The following is a 25,756-nucleotide window of genomic DNA, read 5'->3' as shown; positions in this document are numbered from 1 at the left end:
AATACGCTGGTACGGGGTGGCGGGCGCGTGGGTTATTGCGCCTGCCACCATGCAGGCGGCATTCGTGTAGCCGTGCTTGCCATGACACGTCCGATTCTGCGCATCTCCCTGGCACTGCCTGGGCAAACGTGAAGCCGGTTGTCGCGCGCGTGGGACATGGCGTCCCGACCTTCTTCTATCCGCTGGCGTGGAGCCAGCCTGATGCAGTATGCGCAGTGCGCCGGAAAGCGTTCCGGGGAGGTACCCCATCTATCAGCATCGGTTGCATGAACAACCACGGTGGTGAACGGGTACTTCCGCTTCATGACCCTGATGGTCAGCCAGTATGACCGTTAGTGAGGGTTGCGGCTATCGACGTGTGTCTGGCTATGTGGACGGCTTCATCTGTACTCCCTGGGGGATCACACCGTGCTCGAGGTAGCGCCACAGGAGGATCACCAGCCGCCGTGCCACCGCGACGATCGCGATGCGTCGCGCGCGGCGGTTGGCGCCGGTGCCCTCAGTGCGATGGCGGAACCACTGCGCAAGCGGACTGCCAGGCTGGTAGCGCAGCCAGTACCAGGCCATCTCGACCAGCAGTGACCGTACGCGACGGTTGCCTTGTTTGCTGATGCCCTGATCGGTGTGACTGTCGCCACTGTCGTACGGCTGCGGAACGAGACCGGTACAAGAACCGACCTGACGGCGGTTGTCGAACTGCCGCCAGAAGAGTTCAAGCACCAGCCGGGACGCTCCAATCTGGCCCACTCCCTTCAGGCGTGTGAGGTGATCGATTCTTTCGCGCACCGTGGCGGGAAGGGCTTGGTGACGCGCCTTCTCCAGGGCAGCGAGCTGCTGCCTGGCGAGGGCGACCCGTTCGCATTAGCGCAGGAGCCGGTCGTGCATTTCGGGGGACAGTGGGGAACCGTCGTAGCACCTGACCTCCCCCCGGGCAAGCCGGCTGGCGAACCCATGTTTGAGGTCGTCCCAGCAGCCGAGCGTGCGCAACAGCTTTCCGATCCGGTTGCGGTGCTGCAGGACCTCCTTCTGGAGCTCTGCGCGATCGCGGGTCAGGTGACGCAGCGCCTCGTCCTGTACTGAGGGTACGTGAACGACGTGCATGCGGTCGCGCTCGCCGTGCAGCCACGCGCGCAGGTTGAGCACGAGCTTGATGGCATCCAGCCGGTCCGTTTTCGCGCGCCGCCTGTGGCGTACGACCGGAATGCTGGCGGCATCGATGACGTAACATTCAATGCCATGCGCCTGCAGTGCACGACAGATCCAGAATGCGTCCTGTCCGGCTTCGTAGCAGACAACGGTGCGCACGCCGGCGCGCAGCGACCATTGCTGCTTCTGGCGCTCGATCAGATCCAGTGCGGCCTGCAGGCGCGCCCCGGCCTGCGGATCGGTGAGGGTGTGCACCGCGGGTTTGTCACGGCGACCGTCGTGGCACGCTATCTTCCAGCTCGCCGTGGCAAGCTCAAGTGATACCGCCAGTACGAGTTCCTCTCTGCCAGCTGCGTAAGCGGAATTTCGCATGATGCCCTCCTTTAACGCGAACCGATGCGATGTGGGAATTGTAGGGCTCCGCGTTATCGCGTCCCTTTCATAGCATCTATCCGCTGGCGTATCACCAGCCTTATCCTGCATGCGCGTTACGCCGGAATCATTCGCCCCGGGAACATGCCCCATCTGAAAGTATTCGGTTGCTTCAGCAACCCAGTGTGACCACGGGATGTTCACTTCAACCATGTTTGCCACGTCACTGCCTGGCCAAACCTTTATCTCCTTCCTGCCAAACTGTAGGGGCTTATGTGGACTTCAGCTGTGCGCCGTCAGGGATGACGCCGTCTTTCAGATAGCGCCACAGCGCAATGGCAAGACGTCGCGCGACCGCGACGATGGCGATGCGTCGCGCGCGTCGGTTCGGTCCCGTACCTTGTGTGCGGTGGTTAAACCATTTCGCCAATGCGCTGCCGGGCTGGTAGCGAAGCCAGGTCCAGGCCATCTCGATCAGCAGCGCGCGCACCCGCCGGTTTCCCTGTTTGCTGATCCCCTGGTCGACCTGGCTTTCGCCACTGTCGTAGGGCTGTGGCACGAGCCCGATGCACGCACCGACTTCGCGGCGGTTGTCGAACTCTCGCCAGAATAGCTCGAGGGCAAGGCGCGAGGCGCCTACTTCGCCAATCCCCTGCAGGCGCGCCAGCGCATCGCAACGCTGGCGCGCGGGTGCCGGTACGTTTGCCTGTCGCGTCTTCTCCAGCGCCGCAAGTTGTTGTTCGACGAGTGCGAGGCGTTCGCACTCGCGCATTAAACGCTCACGCAGCTCGTGCGGTAACGGCGCTCCGTCATGGCAGCGCACCTCCTCGCGTTCGAGCCGCTTGGCGAAGGTACGGTGATCGACCGCATCCCAGCAACCGAGCGTGACCAGGAGCTTGCGCATCCGGTCGCGGTGCTGCAGCACTTCCTTCTGCAGTTGGCCGCGCTCGCGCATCAGCTGGCGCGATGCCTCATCCTGCGGTGACGGCACGTGCACAACGTGCATGCGGTCGCGCTCGCCGCGCAGCCATGCGCGCAGATTGATCACCAGCTTGATTACATCGAGCCGGTCGGTCTTCGCGCGCCGTCTGTGACGTTCAACCGGGGTGCTGGCCGGATCGATGACGTAGCACTCGATGCCGTGCACCTGCAGCGCGCGACAGATCCAGAACGCGTCCTGCCCGGCCTCGTAGTTCACGACCGTGCGTACGCCGGCCGGCAGCGACCACTTCTCCTTGTGTGCCTCGATCAGGTCCAGGACCGCCTGCAGACGCGCTGCGGCCTGTGGTTGTGCGAGGGTGTGCACGGCCGGCTTCTCGCGCCGGCCGTCGTGAAGCGCGACTTTCCATTTGGCCGCCGCCAGTTCCAGCGACACTGCCAGCACGAGTACGTCACCATGACCCGTGTATGCCTGATCGGTACGCATGATGTTCTCCTGTAAGCAAACCTCGGCAAGCTGATTTTAGACGTCAGCACGTCGAGGCCCTCGCTTCATAGGATCTGATATCCGCGGATTGGCTACCGCATTACAGAGGTCCGCCTCATGAGCCTGCCGCTGTCTTGGGCCGCAAATTGGTGATGCCCGTTGCGAAATATCTTCGCGGGTTACTCGAGTGCCGGGCTACGCCGCCTTCAGGAAACTCCTCCACTTGTTGTCTTGCGTTGAGTGACGGGCGGCTTACGCGGTCTGTGCGCTGCGTGACGTGGCAAGCGACATCGCCAGGCGGCTGTTGTCCCAGATGAAGCCCGCTAGTTCACGGGCGACGGCGACCGTCGCGATATTGACGTGTTTGCCGCGCACTGCCAGCTTCCGGTATCGCCGGCACAACCGGACCTGCGCGTCCCAGGCGCGATCGATAATGGCCTTCGGAATACCTTCGTGCCGACGCTGGATGTCGCGGCTCACGCGCGCAGGATGCCGGTAGCTCCAGGCCGCCTCGACCAGCAGCTTTCTGGCGTAGCTGTTGCCGGTCTTGGTGATGCTACCCCGACGTCGCTTGTCGCCCGAGGAATGTTCCGACGGCGTCACCCCCAGCCATGCCATCAGTTGACGTGGATGTTCGAAGCGTGACAGGTCGCCCAGTTCCGACAGTATCCCGACGGCCGTGACGAACTGCACGCCCCGCATCGCCTGCAGTCCCAGCAGGGCTGGATAAAACCGCCAGTTGACGACTGCCTCGCGTAGCGCTGCTTCGAGGCGTTCACACTGCGCGAGTCGATCCTCGATCGTGCGCCGGTGTTCGTCAAACGCCAGTTGCCGCCACGGGTGCCCGAATGAATATGCGCTGAGCCAGCGCCGATGGGCGGCGCCCCAGTTCGCGTTCCCGGTATAGTGCACGCCATGCGAGAGCAGGAACGACTTCAGCCGCTGCCGCGCCTGCTTCAGATCGTCTCTGGCACCGGCCCATGCCCGCGCCAGATCCCGGAATGCCTCATCCTCGACGCCCGGGACATAGACCGCTGACAGGTCACCGGCGCGCAGCGCTCGCACCAGTTTGATCGCATCGCGCCGATCCGTCTTCACGCGCTCGCCGGGCTTCTTCGGAATCAGCGATGGTGCACACACGATGCAGTCGAATCCCTTCTGGACGAGCTGCCGGTAAAGCCCATAACCACACGGACCCGCTTCGTAGACGATGTGCACGTGTGGCCCCTTTGACTGCAGGCGCCTGCACAGGCGGTCGATATCGGCCTTCGTCGTACCGATCTTGCCGAGCAGTTCCACGTCGCCCATGCCGATCGCGTAGGCGACCGTGATCGAATCCTTGTGAACATCCAGACCGACGTACACCGTGCTATCGTTTTCCATGCTGGCCTCCGTGCCGGAAATCGCCGGGTGTGGCGCTGTCCACACCGTGCGGCTCTGGCAGCAATGCTAACCCGCGTCTGATTCGTCACGGCTGGCCAGCCCCTGCCTCACGGAAAGTCATACTGCCTTGGCCTGGCGGATCTTGATGGGCGTTTCGCGCTCTGCGTTGATGCGTGCAGTCCGGCCAGGTTGGCACCACTCTTGTCGATGATTACGGTTTCGGGCGCGCCATTCTGATCGATGGCCTTCTCGAAGTACCGTCGGGCGGCTTCCTCGTCCCGCCTGGCTCGCAGCAGGAAGTCAACCGTGTTGCCAGCCTTGTCGACGGCGCGGTAGAGATACTTCCATGTGCCCCGGACCTTCACATAGGGGTGAGTAGACCCGGGGAATTGCGCCCCGAGTCTCTCGCAGAACCGTGCGTAAACCTCTCGATTTACACGGCTCCCGTTATCCAACCTGTCCCCCCTGATACTGCCAGTGCGCGAACTCTCGCGGGTACGCCTTCTTCATCTTGCGCAACCACTCTTCACTGCACCGTTTGTGCCGTCGCAGTGTTTTGTACTTGCGCTGAACCCAGCGCACGAGCTTCCGGTCGAGATACCGACTCAACTCATGCATGGCTGTCCGATAGAAAGCCCCGTAGTAGTTCCACCAGCCACATATCGTGGGATTACATTGCTCAGCGAGTTCGAACAGTGATTTCGACGTTTGGCGCTGCAACCGCCACCCCCGCGCCACCTGTCTCATCCGTTTCAGGGCGTCAGGACTGACACCAGGTACAAAGCTGGTCGAGACCTGCCCGTGCCTGGTCAACACCCTTCGCGGACGAAACTGAAAGCCCAGAAATGTGAAGGTCACATTCGGGTAGGTTTGGGTGCGACTTCTGTCCTTGCAATACACGATCTTTGACTTGTCAGGATGCATCGTCAGCCCGCACTCCGTTAGCCGCGAGGCTATGGCGTGCATGACCTCCTGCGCCTGCTCCTAGCTGCGGCAATGGACTACCGCATCATCGGCATAGCGTGGAAAGGGACATTTCGGGAAGTGACGCTGCATCCAGGCGTCAAACGCATAGTGCATGAACAGATTCATCAGGATCGGACTGACCACTCCCCCTTGCGGCGTACCGCGTTCCCGCTGCAAGCGGGTACCCTGTGCAGTTTCGAATGGTGCAGTCAGCCACCGCTCGATGTACATCAGGATCCAATCCTCTTTGATGTGCTTGCGTACCGCCTTTAGCAAGAGGCCATGATCGATTTGATCGAAAGCCGCCTTGATATCAAACTCCACCAGCGTAGAGCGAAGTAATCTTGTCACTCGCCAATGCCCGCCAGGAAGGGCGGGAGCCTCGGAGTTGACGATATTACTTCGTTTAGGAGCGAAGTAATGTCGTCACTTCGCATCAGTGCGCATTAAATTCGTCAACTCGTGTTCGTCTTGAACCATGACATCCTCAGGCAGGCGGTGCACATGGTTGACGTTTTGCGAAGCTTCGAGCCGCTCACACTGCCGCGTCCTCGCGGCGCACACCGGTATGACGTCTTCAGTCCAAGGCTTGGGCGACGCCTGACGCTCTACAGGCGCAGCGCCTTCGAAGCCTGGCTGATGCTCGAAGCGGATCCTGCTACAAAGACATTCTGTGAACGGCCTGGCTTCATGAAAGTTGACGGGCAACGCCGCATCGTCGATTTCTGGGCAAGGTCTGATGACCATGAATTCCTGGTACTACTACCGGAAGCGACACCGGCGTCCGATCTCCCGCGAAGTCTGAGATTGACCCGGTTCGACGGACGGATTTGCAGCCAGCAATTTGATGTGATCTAGCCTCCATTAAGCGTTGAGTCGCGGGTTGTCCACGGGCGGGCGGCGGGTCGCCTCTCACGACCATGACGCTGCCCGCCGGTGGGCAACCCGCAAGGCGACACGGTTTGCCTTTTAACGTTGATGTTCTCGAATTCAAGCGGCGAGCAGTAGCCAATGCTGCTGTGCAGGCGGCGTACGTTGTACCAGCCCTCCAGGAACCAGAAGATGCGCCGCCTGGCCTGTTCATGGGTCGCAAAGTGTTCGCGCAATAGCAGCTCCGCTTCGAGCGTCCCGAAGAACGATTCGCACATCGCGTTGGAGTTCGCAGACAACTGCGCCCGTGAGTGACGTTGAAAGCCGACGTTTTCAGGTAACTCATCCGTACCATCCCCTTCATTTGCAAGAATTCGAACTGGTCCTTCACGCCCGGAACTGGCATGAGGACAGGGTTTGGTTTCACGACGCGAATGGCCGACTGCGGGCGCTGCCCGCCAGCTGGACGAGCGTCGTCGGCGAGGACCCATTCAACGTGGTCGCCGCCGGACGCGCCTTGTTTCGTGTGGAAGAACTGCTTGAACTGGGGCGTTTGATCGCGACGCTGGAGCCATGACAACGCAAGCACTGTAAAGCCAAATACGCCGCATGTGTAAATGCAATTACGCCTGACGTCGCCTTGTATTACGATCCGCTGTGCCAGAGATAATGCTTTGCTTTCCGGATGAAATCGATGATATTTCATAAATCGGCCTTGTATATCCTGACGTTTTGTACATAATTGTATTTACACTGACTTGCCCGCCTTCCTTGGAGTTCGTGCATGGCGACAGACCGACGCAAAGAGGACAAGCACCGCGCGCTGCGGGAACAGGCGAGCCTCAATCCGCGCTCCGATGCCGTGACTCATCCGCTGTTTCGCGACGGCGACTTCTTCGACCCGCACGATCTGCTGCAGGTCAAGTACGAGATGCTGCGCGCGGTGCACATCGACAAGTGGTCCATCAGCGAAGCCGCCAAGGCGTTCGGCTTCTCGCGGCCATCGGTCTATCAGGCCCAGGCGGCCTTCGAGGACGCGGGTCTGGCCGGTTTGATCCCCCACAAGACGGGCCCGCACAGCGGCCACAAACTGACACCGGCGGTGATGGAGTTTTTGAACCGGGCGCGGGTTGCCGAGCCGGCTGTGCGAGCGGAGCGACTGGCCAGCCTGGTGCACCAGAACTTCGGCGTACAGGTTCATCCGCGCAGTATCGAACGGCAGTTCCTGCGCCAAAAAAAACCGTAACGAAACCGTCTGTGTCATTGCCGGAGCGTGCGCTGTGCAATGACGGACTGGTCTCGCGTTATGAAGATCTGAGACAACAGGCACTTGGACTGCCGTGCGAGATTCCTCGCGGTCAGGGCCTCGTGCTGTTGATGCGCAGCGGCATGAGAGCGTGGATGCAGGCATGGGCGCAGTGCGCGACCACGGTTGTACGGCGGCAGCCGCCGCCGCCGGGTGAGGCAGAGATCGTCCCCTTCAAGCTGCATCAGGAGGCGACGATGATTCTGGCTTCAATGCTTCTATATGGGCGTCAGGAGGCAACAGCATGAAGAGCGATCCTCACCAGAAGGTCCAGGCGAGTCATCTGAAGCGCAACGCCTATCTGTATATCCGGCAATCCACATTGCGCCAGGTGTTCGAGAACACCGAGAGCACCAAGCGCCAATACGCTCTGCGCCAACGGGCCGTCGCCCTGGGGTGGTCCGAGGACCGCATTATTGTGATCGATAGCGACCTCGGCCAGTCGGGCGCTTCGTCGGCGGACCGGGAAGGCTTCCAGCGCCTGGTCGCCGAAGTCGGCGTGGGGCATGCCGGCATCGTGCTTGGACTGGAAGTATCGCGCCTGGCGCGCAACTCCACCGACTGGCACCGGTTACTCGAGATCTGCGCAATCACCGACACTTTGATCCTTGATGAGGATGGCGTATACGATCCTGCCCATTTCAACGACCGGCTGTTACTGGGGCTGAAGGGCACCATGAGCGAGGCCGAATTGCATGTGCTGCGCGCACGACTGCAAGGAGGAATCCTAAGCAAGGCGAGGCGCGGTGAGTTGCAGATGCGCCTGCCCGTCGGCTTCGTGTATAACGCCACGGGCACGGTCGTTCTCGATCCGGACCAGCAGGTCCAGCACTGTCTGAGGTGGCTGTTCGACACCTTCCGCGGTACGGGATCGGCGATGGCCACCGCACGCGCTGCGCATCACCTCGAGCTGGCGTTTCCGCGACGGTGCTGCAAAGGTCCACACAAAGGCGAACTGCTGTGGGGCAGTCTCGGTCACAGCCAGGTGGTGCGCATTCTGCACAACCCGAGGTATGCCGGCGCGTTCGTCTACGGTCGCACGCATACGCGCAGGACAGTCGATGGACGCACGCGTGTGATTCGCGCCCCGCGAGACCAGTGGGATACGCTGATTCTGGGTGCCCATGCCGGTTATCTGTCCTGGGAAGAGTACGAGCAGAACCAGAAGCGTTTGCATGAGAGCGCACAGGTGATCGGAGCCGACCGGCGCCGTGGCGCGCCGCGTGAGGGTCCAGCACTTCTTCAGGGACTCGTGGTCTGTGGTCGATGCGGGAACCGCATGACGGTCCGTTATCACAGCCGCCAGGGCGGCTTGTGTCCCGAGTACATCTGCCAGCGCGAAGGCATCGAACAGGCCGAACCGGTCTGCCAGCGCATCCACGGCGCGGCCATCGATGAGGCCATTGGCGAACTGCTCGTCGAAGCGCTCAATCCGCTTGCCATTGAGGTGAGCCTGGCGGTTCAGCACGAACTCCAGTCCCGCATCGAAGAAGCCGACCGTCTGCGTCACAAGCAGGTGGAGCGTGCCCAGTATGAAGCCGATCTGGCGCAGCGTCGCTACATGCGCGTCGACCCCGAGAACCGGCTGGTTGCTGACTCACTCGAAGCGGACTGGAACCATAAGCTTCGAGCGCTGACTGAGGCTAACGAGGACTATCGGCGTCGCCGCGAACAGGACGCGCGCATTCTGACGGACGAGCAGCGCGCCGTCATCGTCTCGCTGGCGTCCAACTTCCCCCGGCTATGGCGCGATCCCGCCACGCCCGACCGGGAACGCAAACGCATGATGAGGCTGCTTCTGGAAGACGTCACCCTGAACCGCGACCAGCAGGTTACCGCACACATCCGCTTCAAGGGCGGCGCTCACCGGACCCTCAGGCTGCCGTTGCCGCTGAAATCGTGGCAACGATGGATCACCCCCGCCGCGGTGATCGAGGAGATTGACGCATTGCTCAATCACCATACTGTCCTGCAGATCGCGAATATACTGAACGAACGTGGTACGCCGTCGGGCACGGGTAGGCCCTTCAATGCAAAAATGGTCGCGCGCCTGCAGCGTAACTACTGTCTGAAGCCACGCTATGACCGGTTGCGCGAAGCGGGTCTCCTGACGCTGCAGGAGATGGCCGACGCGCTGCACGTCACGCCGACGAGCGTAAAGATATGGAACCGTCGCGGACTCATCCGCGGTCACGCCTACAGCGACAAGAACGAGTGCCTGTACGACCCACCGGGCAATAACGCGCCCAGAAAGGCGATGGGCGTCAAGCTGTCCTGCCGGCGTCGCCACCCCGACGTCGTTTCTGATCGCCGCGAGGAGGTGTAGTGTGAAGCGCAAGCCTTGTCGTACGCGTCGCCGGCCGTGCCCATCGACGGTTGCACGCCAGCTTCGCGGCAGCGCCGCCCGAATGCAATGGACGTGTACTGGGCGGATTCAACCGGTCGTCGCAACACTAGATTATTGAACAGATTTTAGGTATTCGTCCAAGGCCTCCGCAGGCGTCTTCCAGCCGAGTGTTTTCCGGGGCCTGGTATTCAATGTGTTAGCAACGGCCTGGATCTCGCGAGCACTCCACCGGGACAGGTCTGTGCCCTTTGGAAAGTATTGTCGTAGAAGGCCATTGGTGTTTTCGTTCGTACCACGCTGCCATGGGCTGTGCGGGTCAGCGAAGAACACCTTCACGCCGGACTCGATCGTGAAGCGGGCGTGATCGGACAGTTCCTTGCCACGATCCCAGGTCAATGATCGCCACAACTGAGCAGGCAAGTCCGCCACGGTCTTCTTGAGTGCGTTGGCCATCGTAACAGCTCCGTAGCCGGCCAGCGCAGGCCCGTTTTTCGTGCGTGGAATTAGCCCATAGCCTTTCTCGCGAGGTAAGTGCACGAGCATCGTAAAGCGGCTTGATCTTTCCACCAACGTCCCGATGGCTGATCGGTTTAAGCCGATAATCAGGTCGCCCTCCCAATGGCCTGGCACAGCACGATCTTGCACCTCTGCAGGCCGGCTGGAAATCATCACCTCCTCGCTGACGTGCGCCCACGCCTTGGCACGCGCTCTCGCTCGGGGAACGCGCAACGCGCGCCCGGTGCGAAGGCAACCCACCAGCTCGCGCTTGAGCGCACCGCGCCCTTGAATATAGAGCGCTTGATAAATGGCTTCGTGAGAGATGCGCATAGATTCATCATCCGGGAAATCAGCTTGCAATCGATTGGCAATCTGTTCAGGTGACCAGCCGTTGACCCACTTTCGGTCACCGCGATGTGGTTTATTGCGCCCCTTGAACGGTGCCTGCCTGGGCCCCGCAATTTCACGACCATCAGCGTCATGTACCTTGCCCTCAAGGCGCTCCTGTACGTATTGGCGCAGCCGTGCGTTCGTCGCCAGCTTCGCTGGCTTTGGTCGTTTGGCGAACCGTTCCGCCTTCCACTGCGCGACCGAAGCACGATACTCGAGGCACCCACCACGGGTTGCCGCATTGCGTGTGAGTTCCCGCGAAACGGTTGACGGACTGCGTCCAAGACGCCGGGCAATTTCGCGTACCCCAAGACCTTGTACCGAGAGCAACGCTATATCTTCCCGCTCAGCGAACGACAAGTATCGACCAGCGATAGGTTTCGACATGAATAGTGGCATGCCGCCACGATAGCGGAACCAGCGCGAGCCTACCGCTTGAGATACGCCTACCGCCTCCGCTGCTTTCTCGCTTGTAATGCCCGTTGCGATCTGTTGCCAATACCGACGCTCCATCACATGTCCAAGTGATGGCGCACCCGGCGAGTACATCGCTTCTCGCCCTGTCAACCGATACACCTGCTTTGCACTTCGTCCCATGCAACACCTCCTCGATCAAAGGTGTTGCAACGACCGGTTGAATCCGCCCTGGCACCCTTGGTCTGAGTGCAGGATGATGCCTTCATGGCGTCGCTGCAGCAACGCCATATCGAGTGCGCGCAACATCAGTTCGGTGTACAGATGGCTGGACATCGCCCAGCCCACAATGCGACGACTGAACACGTCGAGGACCACAGCCAGGTACAGAAACCCCTCGCCAGTCGGGATGTAGGTGGCGTCCGCCACCCACAGCACGTTCGCCGCCTCGGCACAGAAGTGCCGACGCACCAGATCCGGAGCGCGCCGTGCCCCCGCGCGTTGCCGCGTGGTGTGTGGCCAGCGCCGCCGGCTCGCACCATGCAGGCCGGCCATGCGCATCAGGCGTGCGACCCGCTTGCGTCCGACGTGCACGCCTTCACGCGCAAGCTGCGCATGGATACGTGGCGCCCCATACGTGCCGCGCGAACTCGCATGCAGCGTGCGGATACGCTCGAGCAGTTGCGCATCGCTGCATGAGCGTTTCGATGGCTCTCGCACCAGCCATGCGTAGTAGCCGCTCGTGGAGACCCTGAGCAGCCGTGCCATTGTGGCAATGGGCCACCTGGCCCGGTTCGCTCTCATGAATCCGTACCGCCCTTCGGCGGAACGGCTCCCGTCTCCCTCGCGAACCAGGCCGCAGCCTGCGAGAGAATGTCCCGCTCCATCTTCAGTTGCCGGTTCTCACGACGCAACCGTGTGAGTTCCTGCCTCTCGGCCGTGGTCAGCCCGTCGTGACGCACACCCGCATCGCGATCGGCCTGCGCGACCCAGTTGTTGATCGTCTGCTCGGTCGGTTCGAACTCACGAGCCAGTTCCTCAGGCGTTCTTCCGGCCTTCACCAGCTCAACCATGTGGGCCCGGAATTCCACAGGGTATGGGGTACGATGCCTGCCCATTTCGACACCTCCTGATCAAAAGGATAGGTGTCCGTTTTTGCGGGTCAATCTCAGTCGTGTTGACTTTGACTCGCAAGCCTTCGCCGTGCGCTACATCGATGCGGCAGAAAGGGCAGCTGCGCGTGTCTGGACTGGAAACTGGCAGCGCATGCTGCCCGTGCTTGTCGCCGCACGCGGCCTCGTCAAGCCTTCGCTGCCCGGCGCGATCGAGCGCTTCGTCGTGTCACCCCAATCGCTGATGGCGATAGAGCGTGAGTTTTCTACGGGCGACCCTGCGCTCGTTCGCGCAGCGGTCTTCGAACTGTTGCATGGCGGTCGCATCCGGGCACTAGAGTTACACACCGAAAGCCTTTCCTTTCTGACGCGCTTCGTTGCGATCCAGGCCATGTCATGAGCCGCCGCAGACCTGATTTCCAGGCACTGGACCTCGCCTTGTGGCCAACACTGGCATGGACAGAACTCGACGCCACCGCGCGCGGTCGCGTTCAGAGACATATCGACGCCATCGAACGTTACGCGAGCGGCGAACCTGTAGGCAGTATCGAGAACACTACGGGTATCAATCGCAGACAGCTTTACCGGTTTCTCGACAGGGCGCTCTCGCTGCATGCCGACGGGCGGATATACGGCTTTCGCGCGCTTGTCGCTCATGCCCGCGTGACGGGATATACACGCCTGCTGCCCATTACTCTGCGTAGTGAACGGGGCGGTGCAGTCGGTGCGCTTTCCTTGCTGCTCGAGCGGTATCCCAAGCTCGCTGCCTGGCTCGTCCTGCAGATCAGACAGCGCCGCGTGACACTCAAGCAGATACCCTCCGACGAGGGCATGCGGATCAGGCTGAACGGTTTAGGGGCGTTGCATCAAAGATTTTTGCAGGAATGCCGGCAACTGGGCTTGACGGCGGCCGACTATCCGTTTAACACGACGGGGCGCGCGATCCGGTCGCTGTCCTCGCGAGTAAAGGCGGAGTTGTTGCGCGGCTTCGGAACGGCCGCAGGTTCCGCCGGTGCCTCGCATCTGAAGGGACTGCCATGTACGGACGATGCACCCGCTCCCGCGGCGACGCGTCCGTACCAGGTGGTCGAGTTCGATGGTCACCGGCTCGATGTACGACTTAAGGTCGTCGTTCGCGATCCGCTCGGCTTCGAGCATGAGTTTGAAATCGAGCGCGTATGGCTGCTCGTGATCATTGACGTATGCACGCGGGTCGTGCTCGGCTATCACCTCGCGCTGACCCGCGAATACAGTCGTTACGATGTGATCAAGACGATCGAGAACGCGCTCGAACCCCGGCCGATGCGCGCCTTCACCATCCCCGGACTTGTCTGCCAGCGGCAGGATGGTTTCGCGTCACAGCGCCTGCCCGAACTTGCCTACGTCAGCTGGGAGTGCATGCGGCTCGACAATGCGAAGGCGAACCTCGCGAGCGAAACGCTGGCTGCACTCTGCGAGTTCGTTGGCTGCGTCGTCACTGCGGGACCGAAGCACAGTCCGGACGAGCGCCCGTATGTTGAACGCTTCTTTGGCACAATCGCCAGCAGGCTGTCCTCGCGCCTCCCAGGCTATACGGGCTCACATCCTCGTGACCTGCGCCGCGCGCTGGCCGACCCAAAGGGAAATCTCCGTCTGTATGTGTCGCTTGATGAACTGGACGAGCTGATGGCTTATTCGATTGCAAGCTATCACGGCACAGCTCACGGCGGGCTGAATGGTGTGACGCCGCTCGAAGCGATGGAGTTTTTTGTTCGTGGAAGAGGGCAGCTACTGGCTTGGTTGCCGGAAGTGCGCCGGCGTACGTTATGCCTGATGCAGTCCGCGCGGCACTGCCGTGTGCGCGGCTATCTTGCGCTCGGCGTCCGTCCTCACATCAACCTGTTCGGCGTGCGCTATACCAACATGGTCCTTGCCAGCAGCGCCCAGCTGATTGGCCAGTCGCTTCGCATCTACATCAACGCTGACGATCTGCGCTGCGTGCGAGCTTTCCTCGCCGATGGCAGTGAGCTCGGTGTCCTTAACGCACAGGGTGCCTGGCGCGTGATGCCGCACAACCTGACATTGCGCAGGGAAATCCTGAAGGCGAGGAGCAGCAGGAGATCAGGACATATGTCGGCCGAAAATCCGATTGACGCCTACGTACAGACCAAGGTCGCAGCAGCAGGCAGGTCGCGCAGGGCCGCATCCGATGCAGCGCGTACGCTGCGCCTTCTCGCAAACGCACCAACGGCCAAAACACCGACAGGCCCGTTAGGACCAGACGCGATTCCAACAATGCCGTCGGCGGAAGCAGCGGAGGTGACCGATTTGGTCGCCGATGCAGCGGCCGTCGAACCGGTTCGTCCGCGCACGCTTGGCATCGGGACGGGGCAGGTGTTCTAACAAGTGGTTCTGACAGGTGATACTCATAGGAGGGAGGCATGTCGCTTCAGGTCCCGCGTCCAGTCGATCCGTCGCTGCACCCGCTCGTCACCGGAAACTACCGGATTGCTACACCGGCTATCGAATCATTCTACGAACTCGTCCTGAGCTGTCTTCGCTACCGTGTGACGGGCGCACTGATATACGGCGCTCCGAGGATTGGCAAGACGCGCTCGATAGAATACGTGCGTCTGCTGCTTGCGAGGGAATATCCCAAAGTGACGAGCTATCACGCCCGGTGTGAACACAAGCCGCGGCATGCGGAAGGGCCGTTCTTCTCGAACCTGCTCGAAGCTGTCGGCGATCATGATCCAAACGCGGGCACCAACCCCTCGAAACGCATGCGGCTTTCGTTGCGGATCCGGGAAGCGGCTGCGCGCGCTGGCAGCGGGATGGTTCTGCTCTTCTGCGATGAAGCCCAACGCTATAACGAAAACGAATACGAGTGGCTGCGGGATGTACACGATGCGCTCGACCGTCAGCAGATCAAGCTGTTCACGTTTCTCGTTGGCCAGCAGGAGCTGCTCGCACAGAAAAGTGCCCTGCAGATCGCCGGCAAGACGCAGATCGTCGCGCGCCTGATGGTCGAAGAACTTGCTTTCCATGGCATACGCAATGCCGAAGATGTCGCCACATGTCTGAACGGATACGATCAGACCGCCTATCCCGAAGGCACGCAATGGAGCTTCACGAGGTTCTACCTGCCACAGGCGTTCGAGGCAAGTTATCGACTCGTCAGCGATGCAGCCGTACTGTGGAATGCGTTCGAGGCCGCCCATCACAAGGCGACCCTGCCTGGCCGTCTCGAGATCCCTATGGAATCGTTCGCGCGGGCCGTCGAAATCATACTCAAGGATAGCGAACTCAGGGATGCTCCGGGGTACTGTCCGGACCCATCGTTGTGGGCGCACGCAGTGCGCCGCTCTGGTTATGTCCAGTCGCGCCATGCAACCGGTCGTGTGCTCGTCCACGCGTAAGGAGGCGCCCGCGCTTATCGCGCCGCGTTTCCCGATCCTCAATCTCGACGAGCGACGACTGACCCGGCATTGGGCTTCATATTCGATGCAAGGTGGCTGTTACCAGGCGAATCGATCGTGTCGATCCTGTGGAAGTTCGCGCGTGCGAACGGACTTCCCGGGCACGCGCTGGTCCGGCTGACGGGTGCGTGCATTGACCCGTACGAAGGCGTGGAGCCGATGCGCGATGCCGTTGATCTGAAGCAATTAAGGCGCAGGCTCCTACTGCCCGGCAAGGTGTTGTGTGCTTCACTTCTTGACGCTGGCCAGCGGGGAAGGCATCACCGGTCGTTCCGGTATTGCAGGCAGTGCATGTCGTTTGGCCATCACAGCGTCACGTATCAGATGTTCAGTGAAAACCGCTGTCCCGCTCACCGACAGAAACTCGAGACGCAATGCCGGCATTGCGGGCAGGAGACACCATACATTCTGAACGCAAGGCTTGTGGGCTCACCGTATCGTTGTGCGCAATGCGGCGTTTTTTACGCGACCCGATCTCCCCCAGCTTTTGCAACGAAGCCAGCAATGCGCAGGGAGCATCGTATTGCCATCGCACGACATTTCTACAATCGCATGGCAGGCAGTTTTTGCCTTGGCAGTGACGACCGCGACGCGTAGCTCGCGGGCTTGTGTGGCAGATGCGGGTGCTTGGGAAGCTTCCAATTATCGACGCTCAAAACGGTCGTGTGCGATACGCAAAAGTGGTGTTGACAACATTACTTCGTTTTTGGTGACGACTTTACTTCGCTCTACGAAAAGTGAAGCGAAAAACCGAACCCAACCCAACTTGGAAACCAGATCAGACACTCTCATTTCAAGAAAGTCACACGACAAGTAGTCTGACGCAGGGGGCACACGATCGTGGGTGAAGGTGGCCAGGCGGCTGTCGTCGTCGCGGTGTGCGCCCGATCTCACGACGAACGTCGTTTCGGCCACGATCTGATTGCCCAAGGCGTGACGCGCCGGCGCGCCCAACGATAGTCGAGCCGAGAGCGGGCGTGTTGCATCGGCGATGGGCGCCCGGGACGGCGATTTGCCGGTTCAATTCAGGTTGGCCCTGCGTCATCAATCAGCGCACCTTCGAAATGCATCACGCTGTGACGTAGCCCGACTTGGCCAATACGCACGCGGAGCGAACAGAGCAGCGGCGATCAACCCGCTCCGAAGCGCGGCGGATTTAATGTGGTCAATGTGTATTTTCTGGACGCGGAAGGCGGGAGACGTCCAGATTACTACGGTCATCCCGCATTCATCACAATGCACGTTTTGTCCGGGTGAACGTCGTCTCTGTCCGTTGAGGGGAACGCGGCTCAGGCTCTAAATTGGCGTCATTAAACCCACCGGCGCTTGCGAGAAGCAAGGTTACCTCGCGCGCCACCCCGCCCGAACATACCGCCAGCGCAGCGGTATGTTCGGGCGGCTCTAGAGGAGACACCGCCATGGCCCATCAGATAACCCTCCGTTTTGAGGACGGAGTGACCCGCTTCATCGAGTGCGAGGAGGGCGAGCGCGTCACCGATGCCGCCATTCGCGCCAGGATCAATATTCCACTCGATTGCCGTGATGGTGTGTGTGGCACCTGCAAGGCGGTCTGCGAGTCTGGCGAGTACGTTCTGGGCGACTGCGTGGAAGATGCACTTAGCCCGGAGGAGGCGAGCGCCGGCAAGGTTCTCACCTGCCAGATGAGCCCACGTTCCGACTGCGTGATCCAGATCGCCACGAACTCCGATGTCTCGGGTACCGGCCCCTCCTCCCACAGGGGACGGATCGTCGCCTGCCAACGAGCGTCGGACACCACGATCGCCTTTTCGGTCGAGCTCGAGAACCGCGCGGATCTCGGCTTTCTTCCTGGGCAGTATGTCAACGTCCAGGTGCCCGGCACCGACCAGACACGGTCCTACTCCTTCAGCTCGGGGCCGTCCGAGCCGCACGTGTCCTTTCTTGTGCGCAATGTGCGTCAAGGGGTGATGTCGACCTGGCTCTGCGAAACCGCCAAAGTAGGCGACCCAATCGAGTTTCGCGGCCCGATGGGAAGCTTCTACCTGCGCGCCATTGAACGGCCGGTGCTGTTTCTGGCGGGTGGCACGGGCCTCGCGCCGTTCCTCTCAATGCTGGACAAGATCGTCGAGGACGGCGGCAGCCCGTATCCGATCCACATGATCCTGGGTGTGAACACCGATGAGGATCTGGTTGGCATCGACCGGCTCGAAACCTATGCGCAGCGCCTGCCGAACTTCACCTATGCCTGCACCGTCTCCAGCCCCGACAGTGCCTATCCCGACAAGGGCTATGTGACCCACCACATCAGCGCTTCCCAGCTCAACGGTGGCGATGCGGATGTCTACCTCTGCGGCCCGCCGCCGATGGTCGATGCGGTACGCGATTGTCTGTCGTCCGAAGGGCTGACGCCGCGCAATTTCTATTATGAGAAGTTCGCCGGTACAGGCCTGGTGGTCCAGACCGGCGAGGAGCGCATCGCTCCTGTCGATGTCGATGAAGCCTTCGACCTGCGCATGGCTCTCGAACTGGGGGCGGCTCAGCTGACCATGGGCCGGCTGTCGAGCGAGCAATTGATCACCTTCCGCCAGCTCGCCGAGGCGACGGCGCCGTTCGTGCGCGGGCGGCACTTTACGGACGTTCCACGCTACATCGAGGCGAACCACGCCTTCCACATGTTCACGATCGAAGCTTCCGGGAACGCACAGTTGATCGCGCTCTACCGGCAACTGGCCGTGCAGGACTACATCGCTCGCGCGCTGACCGACCAGATCGAGATCGTCGGCGATATCGTCCAGCAGCACCGGGACATTGTCGCCGCCTTCGAACTGGGCGACCTGAACGCGGCGCGGGACGTGATTGCGCTGCATGCGCTCCATTCCAAGGCCACGATGAGCCGGGCGCTGGAGCGCATGGCGATGGGCAAGAAGGCACCCGTGGCCGCGGCGGCCCCCGCTCTCCCGTCTGCCGTGCCGCAGAGCGCGCCGCAAGTCTGCCCATTCACGGGCAGCACGCTTCCGTCCTATTCACACGAACTGGACTGGCCCGAGGGGTTGGAGCCATTCAAGGTGGTCGATGACGGCTCGCAAGGCGATCCTTACGAGCACTACCGCTGGATGCGGGAGCATGCGCCAGTGCTGCGTTGCCAGTCGTCGACTTCGGACGTGTGGTTCGTGTCGCGCTATGACGATGTCTACCAGGCGATCCGCAACCCGAAGCTGTTTTCTTCCGAGGTCGTCAGCCCGCCGCCGCTGACGTTCCTGACGCTGTTCGATGCACCCGACCATTCGCGCTTACGCAAGGTCGTCCAGCCGTCCTTCCTGCCGCTGGCGCTCGATCCCTTTATCGATCAGATCGCGCAAAGGGCGGAGGACCTGCTCGACGCGATGATTGCCAAAGGCGGCGGTGATGTCGTCAACGATTTCGCGATCCCGCTCAGCATCTCGACCATCTCCACGATGATCGACGTGCCGAACGAGGATGAGGAAAAGATGAAGTTCTGGTCGGACGAGACCTTTAGCTATTTCGGGCGCTTCGCCCGCAATGCGCCGGGGACCGGCACTGACGAGCAGAGCGCGCTGGCGTTCTTCGCTTACCTGAAGCAAGCGCTGGAGCGGCTCGCTCTCACCGACAGCCAGTCGATCGGCGGACATATCGCGCGCATGTGGAAGGACGGGCTGCTTTCGGAAAAGGAAGCGAAGGAGCTGTGCGCGTTCGTCTTCATCGCCGGGCACGACACGACGACGATCCTTGTCGCCAACGCTTTTCGCATGTTCGCCGAGCAGCCGGGTCTGCTGGGACGTATCCGCGAAAACCCCACCGACGCTGACCGGTTCGTCGAGGAGGTGGCGCGCTATCGCGGTACCGTCCAGCGCGTGAGCCGAATCACCACCGAGGCGACCACTATCGCGGGCGTCGATCTGCCCAAGGGCGCGGTGGTGCGATTGCTGCTGTCGGCTGCGAACCGCGACAGCCGCAAGTTCGCCGAAGGCGAGACGTTCAACATCGACCGCGATTCCAGCGGCCATCTGGGTTTCGGCAACGGCATGCACAAATGCCTTGGCGCGCCGCTCGCCAGGCTGGAGACGCTGATCGCGACGAAGGCTCTGACCCGCAGGATTGGCGCTATTGCGCTCAATCCGGCAAGGCCGATCCAGTATGTGCGGGGCAACAATCTGACCAACTCCGGGCCGGAGCACCTGTTCGTGAGGCTAGGTGGGTTGTCGGCCTGAAGCGGATCAGGGGGCGAGGGCGAGTCAGCCCGCTCTCGCCTTTTCTGGCGGCAAGGATCGATCGTGGGCCGCGGAGCGATATTCGGTTGGCCGGAGTCCCGTCTGCTTGCGGAAGAAACGACCGAAATAGGCCTCGTCCTGAAAGCCCAGTTCACTGGCGATCTGCTTCACGCTGAGCGTCGAATAGCCGAGCAGCCGCTTGGCCTCGTGGATCGAGCGTGCATCGATCGCCTCGATTGCCGAGACCCCGAACGTAGTACGGCAGATGCGGGAGAGCTGGCCGGTGGTCACGCCCATCGCGTCGGCATAGCTGGCGACCGGCCGCCGCTCACGGCAATGCCGGTCGAGCAGGGCGCGGAACCGTTCGATCCGCGCGGCCATTGTCCGCTGCTCGGAACTGGCTGAAAGCCGCGCGCTCTCGCTGAGGCGCCCGATCTTGACGAACAGGGCGATGGTCAGTGCTGCGCCTGCGGTGAACTGCCAGCGCTCGTGGCTCTCCGCCTCGTGCCCGATTGACTGAAACAGGGTGTCCAGAGGTGTGCCGCGCTCGACGTCGGGATCGATCGACAGCACGGTCGGCGTGCGGATGAATTCCAGCAGCTCGGGCGCGGCCGTCATCGCCAGCGATTCCAGTGCGGACTGCGCTGCGGTGATGACGTGACCGTCGATGTCGCTGCGGAAGTGAAAGCCGTGGACCGAGCGCGCTGGCACGACGATCAGGCATGGCGCAACGACCGCCCAGGTCTTGCCGTCGATGAAGGTCTCGCCGCCCCCGGCGGTGACGTAGAGCACCTGGATCAGCGCATCGTGGACGTGCGGCTCGATGTCGAAGTCGAAACGGCCGGCACGCAGGGGAATGCGTTCGTAATGGACCATGTCGACCCAGGGTTGGTCCGCTTCCGCGCCATAGAGCGCGAAATGCAGCACGGTCCGGCGGCGCTGCTGGTCAGAGGCCATGATGCACGTTATGTCCTGCTCTATGTAATCTCTGTCCATTGTTCCATATGCGCTCGAGGCGTTCAATGGCGATACGAATTTCAGAGAAGCGTAATCGCATACAAATTTCAGGAAGGTAATTGCATGAGACAGGAACTTGAAAATCGCGCAGCTGCGTCGACCCCATACGCGCTGAACCTGCACGGAAAGGTCTGCGTGGTCACGGGTGCGGGCAGCGGCATTGGTGCCGGCATCGCACGCGCCTTCGCCGAAGTCGGAGCACATGTGGCGCTTGTGGATCGGAATCTTGCCGGCGCTGAAGCGGTCGCCGCCGAACTTCGGAAGGCCGGTGCGGTGGCGCAGGCGATCGGCTGCGACGTGTCGGACGAAGCCTCGGTTGCCGCAGCTGCTGGCGAGGTTCGCGCAGCACTCGGGCCGACCAGCGTGCTCGTCAACAATGCAGGGCTTCTGCGCGCCGGAACTCTCGAGACGGTCTCGATCGAGGACTGGAACCAGGCCATCGCCGTTAACCTGACCGGCTATCTCCTGTGTGCTCGAGCTTTCGGGCGAGACATGCTGGCGGCGGGCAAGGGCAGTATCGTCCACGTTGCCTCGATTGCGGGGCTCAATCCGCAGACCAATAGCGGTTCCTATAGCCCGAGCAAGGCGGGCGTGTTGCTGCTTTCGCGGCAGTTGGCGGCGGAGTGGGGCCCACGCGGGGTGCGCAGCAACTGTGTGCTACCCGGCATGATCCGCACCGCGCTGTCCGCGAAGTTCTATGAGGAGCCCGGCTTCGAGGCTCGCCGCGCCGCCGCCACCGCGAGCCGCCGCATCGGCGAGCCAGAGGACCTCGCCGGCCCGGCTATGTTCCTCGCCTCTGACCTGGCTGCCTACGTCAATGGCGCGGAGGTGCTCGTCGACGGCGGGCTCGATTGCATGCTGATGGACATGGTCCCGCGCCCCGGTTTCAACGCGACCCCGGCCGCGTGAGCTGGATCACACCATAACGACAAGGAGATTGGATATGACCAAGGAGATCACTTGCGATCTGGTCGTGGTCGGATCGGGCGCCGCGGGCCTCGCCACTGCGATCACTGCACGCAAGCGCGGCCTCGATGTGATCGTGCTCGAAAAGGAGCCCGTGTTCGGTGGTACGACCGCGCTGTCGGGCGGGGTCTTATGGATTCCGCTGAGCAAATACGGTCGACAGCAGAACCCGGCTGACACCGTCGAGCGCGTGCGCGAATACATGATGAGCGAGACGGGCAACAACTTCGATGCCGCCGCGGTCCAGTGCTTTATCGAGAACGGGCCGGCTATGGTCGAGTTCTTCGAGCGCGAGACCGAGATGAAGTTCGTGCCCACGCTCTATCCGGACTATCATCCGGATGCGCCCGGCGGCGTCGACATCGGCCGCTCGATCCTTGCCGCGCCCTATGACATTCGCGGGCTGGGCAAGGACATGCGCCGCCTCAAGCCGCCGCTCGAGACGATCACGTTCATGGGAATGATGTTCAATTCCTCGAATGCGGACCTCAAGCACTTCTTTCGCGCGACCAGGTCCCTTGTTTCGTTCCTCTATGTGGCCCGCCGTCTGGCAACGCACGTCAAGGAGTTGGCGCTCTACCGGCGGGGGATCAACGTCACGAGCGGCAACGCGCTCGCCGCGAGGCTCGCGAAGTCGGCACTGGCGATCGACATTCCGATCCTCACGTCGACGCCCGTGAAGGAACTGCTGAGCGAGGACGGCAAGGTGGCCGGCGTGCGGGCGAGCGCTGCGGACGGTGACCTTCGGATCACCGCGCGACACGGCGTCGTGCTGGCTTGTGGTGGCTTCCCGCACGATCTCAAGCGTATCGCGCAGGTCTATCCGCATGTGAAGCGTGGGGGTGAGCATCTGTCGCCCACGCCCGTCGGCAATACCGGCGACGGGCTGACCATGGCGGAGAAGGTGGGTGGTGCCGTGAAGCTCGGCTTCGCCGATGCGTCGGCCTGGATGCCTGTCTCAAAGGTGCCCTTCGGCAAGGGCCGCACTGGCGTATTCCCGCATCTGCTCGACCGCTATAAGCCCGGCGTGATTGGCGTGTTGCGGAGCGGTCGGCGCTTCACCAATGAATCGAACTCCTATCACGATGTCGGCGCGGCACTGATCCGCGCCTGCGAGGGTGAGCGGGAGACGGCGATGTGGCTGATCTGCGACAAGGTGGCGCTGGGCAAGTATGGACTGGGCTATGCGAAGCCCGCGCCGATGCCAGTGGGGCCGTTGCTGCGCAAAGGCTACCTGATCAAGGGTGAGACGATCGGCGAGTTGGCGCGCATTTGCGGGATCGTTCCCGATGCGCTTGAGATGACGGTCAATGCCTACAATCTCGATGCGGAGCGCGGAGAAGACCCGTCGTTCCATCGCGGTCGCACATCGTTCAACCGTTATCTCGCCGATCCGGACAACAAGCCCAATCCTTGCGTTGCGCCTATTGCGACCGGCCCCTTCTATGCGGTGAAGGTCGTGATGGGCGATCTGGGCACGTTCGACGGCCTCGGGACTAGCGTCACCGGCGAGGTGCTGCGGGCCGACGGCAGCGAGATCGAGGGCCTTTACGCGGTCGGCAATGACCGCCGCAGCGTGATGGGCGGCAACTATCCGGGCGCCGGTATCACCCATGGGCCGAACATGACGTTCGGCTATGTCACCGGTAACGCGATCGCCACCAAAGCCATGACCTCCAAAGAGAAGGTGTACGCATGAGCACCCGCCCCATGTATCTGGCAAAGCCCCTGTTGGATTTCCGGGTCTACACGATCGCGCTGCGCAAGATGCCCGAGTTTCTCGACGTGTTTGACAGGCTCGCCATGCCAATCCTGCGCGAGACGCTTGGACATCCGCTCGGTTTTTGGACCAGTCTGGTCGGGCCGCAGAACCAGTTCACCCACCTGTGGGGGTATGACGATCTGGCAGATTACGAACGACGGTGCCTTGCACGCGATACGCATCCGGATTTCCCTGCCTATCTCAAGGCATCCGGCCATCTGATCACGGCACAGGAGACACGGCTCATTCGTGCCGCCGCGCTGGATAGTGTCGCAGAGTAGGTCGATGCTCGAGAGTTCTGCTGTTAGTTGACAGCCGAGCGTCGGATCGCGCTGGTCGTTGATACCTGCAGCGATTGAAACGATAGTGCGTCGGCTGCGGTGAGCGATTGTCGACGAACTGGGCAGCACAGTAGACCGTCTCTTCATGGCCGACACTACCCTGTCAATCGCAGAGCCAGATTGCTGCCTTTTGAAGACACCGATGTCAGTTCCGCAGAACGCTTACGGAACCGGTGCTATCGGTTACTGTAATTTCGGCTACTCGGCGGAGCCATGCGATGTTCACTCGAACGGCTGGTCCGCTCGGAATCCGGCCCAATGCCCGAAACGCGCATGTCGGCCGAAGCGGGCTCCCTCAGTGAGCCCGCGTGCTTCATCAATTGAGGGACCGGCTCAAGTCTGGTTGCCCCACAGATGGGGTATTCGTCCTTCCCGTGCAAAATCTGGCGGTAGTCTCCCGGAGAGTCGCGCCCAGTAAGGCTTGCCGTTTCCGCGTCCGTTACGCCCAGCTGGATCTAGCAAACTATTGAAAAGTCACTGCTTTTCGGAGCGAAGCGCCAGATTTTGCACGAAAGGTACGACTACCCCGCGCTTCACTTCCCCACGGCGGCCAGCCTCGCTGCCACGGAGTCGTACTGACTTGCCGAGCTGCCCACAGTACTGGCGTGCCACCCCGACCGAATGACGCCCCTTCTTTGGAAAACCGGTGTCGTCAATAATCCAGTAGTAGCCGGCCTCTTCAGCAGCGTGCGCGCCTAACGCGGGCATCACCCATTCGCGTACCCGCTGCAGGAGCGCACGATCAGACCATTCTGCCTTGGCCACAAAGTGGTGGAGTGACTGGTGCTTCGCACTCGCGTGAAGTGGGTCAATATGCGCGGCCATCGGCTCGACGCTCTTGCGTGACAGCGGCAATACCAGGCCCGAACAGTAGCCCTTGAGGCCGGCATGGCGATCGGCGTGCCCTAACGCCTGCGCCAGATGATTCAGATACGCGTCAAATTCGTCGACATCTTCTTTCATCGCGATCGCCTGGAGTCTGTATTATTCAATAGTACCAGGTATCGCTTTGCTGTGAGTATTTTATGACACAGTACGACTAGTTCTGAAGACCGAGACGCCTCGACTCGATGCAACATCAGTTGCACGACCAGCCGGCGAGGTAAAGGCAAAGGCGGCGCCTCTGAGTCGTGTCCTTATCGATCGGAATGGTGAACGGCGCCTGTTGTAAAGTCGGGCGCCGCAAGGCAAACAGGGCAACATCGCCTGCGCTGTCAGACCCTCTACACGAGCAGATACACCTAACGATTGCATCCCGCGGAAGGAAAACTGTTGGGAAGGCTCTCCCGCTACCGCTGCCCGCCAAGCGGATGCCTACTACTATGAAACATATTCCTTGGAAGCGTACAATTGCTTCGCATCCTCAAAAGGTTATAACGGGGCATCTATAGCCCGGGGGTGTGTTGATAGTATTGTGTGCACCCGCATGAATATGATGCTTATTGCCAACGGGACGCCGATCACTATCGAACCCGAATCTGGTCAGCCGGACGACAGGGGCCAAACTTACATGCCGCCTGGAACTATTGAGAAATTCGCTTGGGCCAGATGGCTTCTGGGTGGCGTGGGAAAGCCGAAAGGCTTTGAGTTTCTGCGTGAATACACCCGCCTTTACAAGCATTCCGGATTGACGGATTTATTGCGTTCTACGGCAGCAACGGGCGCTATTAGCCCGGCCGGCTGCACTGTCGAGTAGCCGGATGAGAAAGCTGAGTTGCGTCGTTGAGCGCGGTGGGGCGGATCGAGTCGCTTACTGTCAAGTCGGAAAATGGTT

General features: G+C 61.4%; 21 protein-coding genes and 4 pseudogenes. 13 read left to right on the top strand and 12 right to left on the bottom strand.

Features of this window, described 5'->3' with window-relative positions; all coding sequences use genetic code 11:
• Nucleotides 1-366 precede the first annotated feature (366 nt).
• The 6 genes and pseudogenes from OKW27_RS20020 to OKW27_RS19995 form a co-directional block, all read right to left on the bottom strand.
• Nucleotides 367-1,518, bottom strand: a pseudogene (locus tag OKW27_RS20020) (IS110 family transposase).
• A gap of 271 nt (nt 1,519-1,789) precedes the next feature.
• Complete coding sequence (locus OKW27_RS20015) at nt 1,790-2,944, bottom strand: IS110 family transposase (protein WP_429332816.1); 1,155 nt, start codon at nt 2,942-2,944, stop codon at nt 1,790-1,792.
• A 252-nt stretch (nt 2,945-3,196) separates the two neighbouring features.
• Nucleotides 3,197-4,327: an IS110 family transposase gene (locus tag OKW27_RS20010; RefSeq protein ID WP_429334554.1), complete on the bottom strand. Its 1,131-nt coding sequence runs from the start codon at nt 4,325-4,327 to the stop codon at nt 3,197-3,199.
• 126 nt (nt 4,328-4,453) lie between these two features.
• Nucleotides 4,454-4,695 (bottom strand): annotated as a pseudogene (locus OKW27_RS20005) (DDE-type integrase/transposase/recombinase); the annotation flags it as partial.
• Nucleotides 4,696-4,774: 79 nt separating this feature from the next.
• Nucleotides 4,775-5,074 (bottom strand): group II intron maturase-specific domain-containing protein, encoded by a 300-nt coding sequence (locus OKW27_RS20000; RefSeq protein WP_221312266.1) that lies wholly within the window; start codon nt 5,072-5,074, stop codon nt 4,775-4,777.
• 237 nt (nt 5,075-5,311) lie between these two features.
• Entirely contained in the window at nt 5,312-5,617 is a 306-nt protein-coding gene (locus OKW27_RS19995; protein ID WP_429334553.1) for a reverse transcriptase domain-containing protein, read from the bottom strand.
• Nucleotides 5,618-5,764: 147 nt separating this feature from the next.
• Between OKW27_RS19995 and OKW27_RS19990 the strand changes: the two genes are divergently transcribed.
• A complete protein-coding gene (locus OKW27_RS19990; RefSeq protein WP_429334552.1) occupies nt 5,765-6,151 on the top strand; it encodes a hypothetical protein in 387 nt (128 codons plus the stop codon).
• On the opposite strand, the gene OKW27_RS19985 is transcribed toward OKW27_RS19990, so the two are convergent.
• Nucleotides 6,148-6,462, bottom strand: a complete 315-nt coding sequence (locus OKW27_RS19985; RefSeq protein WP_429334551.1) for an integrase core domain-containing protein — start codon at nt 6,460-6,462, stop codon at nt 6,148-6,150. The two genes, OKW27_RS19990 and OKW27_RS19985, sit on opposite strands and share 4 nt — an antisense overlap.
• A gap of 8 nt (nt 6,463-6,470) precedes the next feature.
• Here OKW27_RS19985 and OKW27_RS19980 point away from each other — a divergent pair, with 8 nt between their 5' ends.
• The 4 genes from OKW27_RS19980 to OKW27_RS19965 all read left to right on the top strand — a co-directional run bounded on the left by OKW27_RS19980 (nt 6,471) and on the right by OKW27_RS19965 (nt 9,795).
• Nucleotides 6,471-6,740: a DUF5372 family protein gene (locus OKW27_RS19980; RefSeq protein WP_090812730.1), complete on the top strand. Its 270-nt coding sequence runs from the start codon at nt 6,471-6,473 to the stop codon at nt 6,738-6,740.
• A 207-nt stretch (nt 6,741-6,947) separates the two neighbouring features.
• The gene (locus OKW27_RS19975) at nt 6,948-7,409 is read left to right on the top strand and encodes a helix-turn-helix domain-containing protein (protein WP_090812729.1); all 462 of its coding nucleotides are present in this window, start codon (nt 6,948-6,950) and stop codon (nt 7,407-7,409) included.
• Nucleotides 7,410-7,420: 11 nt separating this feature from the next.
• The gene (locus OKW27_RS19970) at nt 7,421-7,717 is read left to right on the top strand and encodes a hypothetical protein (RefSeq protein ID WP_176079011.1); all 297 of its coding nucleotides are present in this window, start codon (nt 7,421-7,423) and stop codon (nt 7,715-7,717) included.
• Nucleotides 7,714-9,795 carry a recombinase family protein gene (locus OKW27_RS19965; protein ID WP_429332267.1) on the top strand — a complete coding sequence of 694 codons (2,082 nt, stop codon included), beginning with the start codon at nt 7,714-7,716 and terminating at the stop codon, nt 9,793-9,795. Before OKW27_RS19970 ends, OKW27_RS19965 begins: the two co-directional genes overlap by 4 nt.
• A 132-nt stretch (nt 9,796-9,927) precedes the next feature.
• On the opposite strand, the gene OKW27_RS19960 is transcribed toward OKW27_RS19965, so the two are convergent.
• From OKW27_RS19960 to OKW27_RS19950, 3 genes and pseudogenes are all read right to left on the bottom strand, one after another.
• Nucleotides 9,928-11,301 carry an IS30 family transposase gene (locus OKW27_RS19960; protein ID WP_167368848.1) on the bottom strand — a complete coding sequence of 458 codons (1,374 nt, stop codon included), beginning with the start codon at nt 11,299-11,301 and terminating at the stop codon, nt 9,928-9,930.
• 48 nt (nt 11,302-11,349) lie between these two features.
• Nucleotides 11,350-11,886, bottom strand: a pseudogene (locus tag OKW27_RS19955) (IS3 family transposase); the annotation flags it as partial.
• 32 nt (nt 11,887-11,918) lie between these two features.
• Nucleotides 11,919-12,236, bottom strand: coding sequence for a transposase (locus tag OKW27_RS19950; RefSeq protein WP_425199399.1), 318 nt, complete (start codon nt 12,234-12,236; stop codon nt 11,919-11,921).
• Between the two features lie 37 nt (nt 12,237-12,273).
• On the opposite strand from OKW27_RS19950, the gene OKW27_RS19945 reads away from it, so the two are divergent.
• The 4 genes from OKW27_RS19945 to benC all read left to right on the top strand — a co-directional run bounded on the left by OKW27_RS19945 (nt 12,274) and on the right by benC (nt 19,896).
• Entirely contained in the window at nt 12,274-12,630 is a 357-nt protein-coding gene (locus OKW27_RS19945) for a hypothetical protein (RefSeq protein ID WP_429334550.1), read from the top strand.
• Complete coding sequence (locus OKW27_RS19940; RefSeq protein WP_429334549.1) at nt 12,627-14,612, top strand: integrase; 1,986 nt, start codon at nt 12,627-12,629, stop codon at nt 14,610-14,612. The genes OKW27_RS19945 and OKW27_RS19940 overlap by 4 nt, the downstream gene beginning before the upstream one ends.
• 38 nt (nt 14,613-14,650) lie before the next feature.
• Nucleotides 14,651-15,628 carry an AAA family ATPase gene (locus tag OKW27_RS19935; RefSeq protein ID WP_429334548.1) on the top strand — a complete coding sequence of 326 codons (978 nt, stop codon included), beginning with the start codon at nt 14,651-14,653 and terminating at the stop codon, nt 15,626-15,628.
• Nucleotides 15,629-17,106: 1,478 nt separating this feature from the next.
• Nucleotides 17,107-19,896, top strand: coding sequence for a benzoate 1,2-dioxygenase electron transfer component BenC (gene benC / locus OKW27_RS19930; protein ID WP_429334547.1), 2,790 nt, complete (start codon nt 17,107-17,109; stop codon nt 19,894-19,896).
• A 24-nt stretch (nt 19,897-19,920) separates the two neighbouring features.
• Here the strand turns inward: benC and OKW27_RS19925 are convergent, their stop codons facing one another.
• Entirely contained in the window at nt 19,921-20,853 is a 933-nt protein-coding gene (locus OKW27_RS19925; RefSeq protein ID WP_429334546.1) for a helix-turn-helix domain-containing protein, read from the bottom strand.
• A gap of 123 nt (nt 20,854-20,976) precedes the next feature.
• On the opposite strand from OKW27_RS19925, the gene OKW27_RS19920 reads away from it, so the two are divergent.
• The 3 genes from OKW27_RS19920 to OKW27_RS19910 are packed head-to-tail and all read left to right on the top strand — an operon-like array spanning nt 20,977 to nt 23,922.
• Nucleotides 20,977-21,822 carry an SDR family NAD(P)-dependent oxidoreductase gene (locus tag OKW27_RS19920; RefSeq protein WP_429334545.1) on the top strand — a complete coding sequence of 282 codons (846 nt, stop codon included), beginning with the start codon at nt 20,977-20,979 and terminating at the stop codon, nt 21,820-21,822.
• A 34-nt stretch (nt 21,823-21,856) separates the two neighbouring features.
• Nucleotides 21,857-23,578 carry an FAD-dependent oxidoreductase gene (locus OKW27_RS19915; protein ID WP_429334544.1) on the top strand — a complete coding sequence of 574 codons (1,722 nt, stop codon included), beginning with the start codon at nt 21,857-21,859 and terminating at the stop codon, nt 23,576-23,578.
• Nucleotides 23,575-23,922, top strand: a complete 348-nt coding sequence (locus OKW27_RS19910; RefSeq protein ID WP_429334543.1) for an NIPSNAP family protein — start codon at nt 23,575-23,577, stop codon at nt 23,920-23,922. The genes OKW27_RS19915 and OKW27_RS19910 overlap by 4 nt, the downstream gene beginning before the upstream one ends.
• A 639-nt stretch (nt 23,923-24,561) precedes the next feature.
• Here OKW27_RS19910 and OKW27_RS19905 read toward each other — a convergent pair.
• Nucleotides 24,562-24,945, bottom strand: a pseudogene (locus tag OKW27_RS19905) (transposase); the annotation flags it as partial.
• A gap of 463 nt (nt 24,946-25,408) precedes the next feature.
• On the opposite strand from OKW27_RS19905, the gene OKW27_RS19900 reads away from it, so the two are divergent.
• The gene (locus OKW27_RS19900; RefSeq protein ID WP_090812386.1) at nt 25,409-25,678 is read left to right on the top strand and encodes a hypothetical protein; all 270 of its coding nucleotides are present in this window, start codon (nt 25,409-25,411) and stop codon (nt 25,676-25,678) included.
• Nucleotides 25,679-25,756 lie beyond the last annotated feature (78 nt).

The organism is Paraburkholderia sp. 35.1, from assembly GCF_050436525.1.
GTDB classification, from domain to species: Bacteria; Pseudomonadota; Gammaproteobacteria; order Burkholderiales; family Burkholderiaceae; genus Paraburkholderia; species Paraburkholderia tuberum.
Note: the sequence above shows the minus strand (reverse complement) of the source record. Positions and strands in the feature narration are given on the sequence as shown.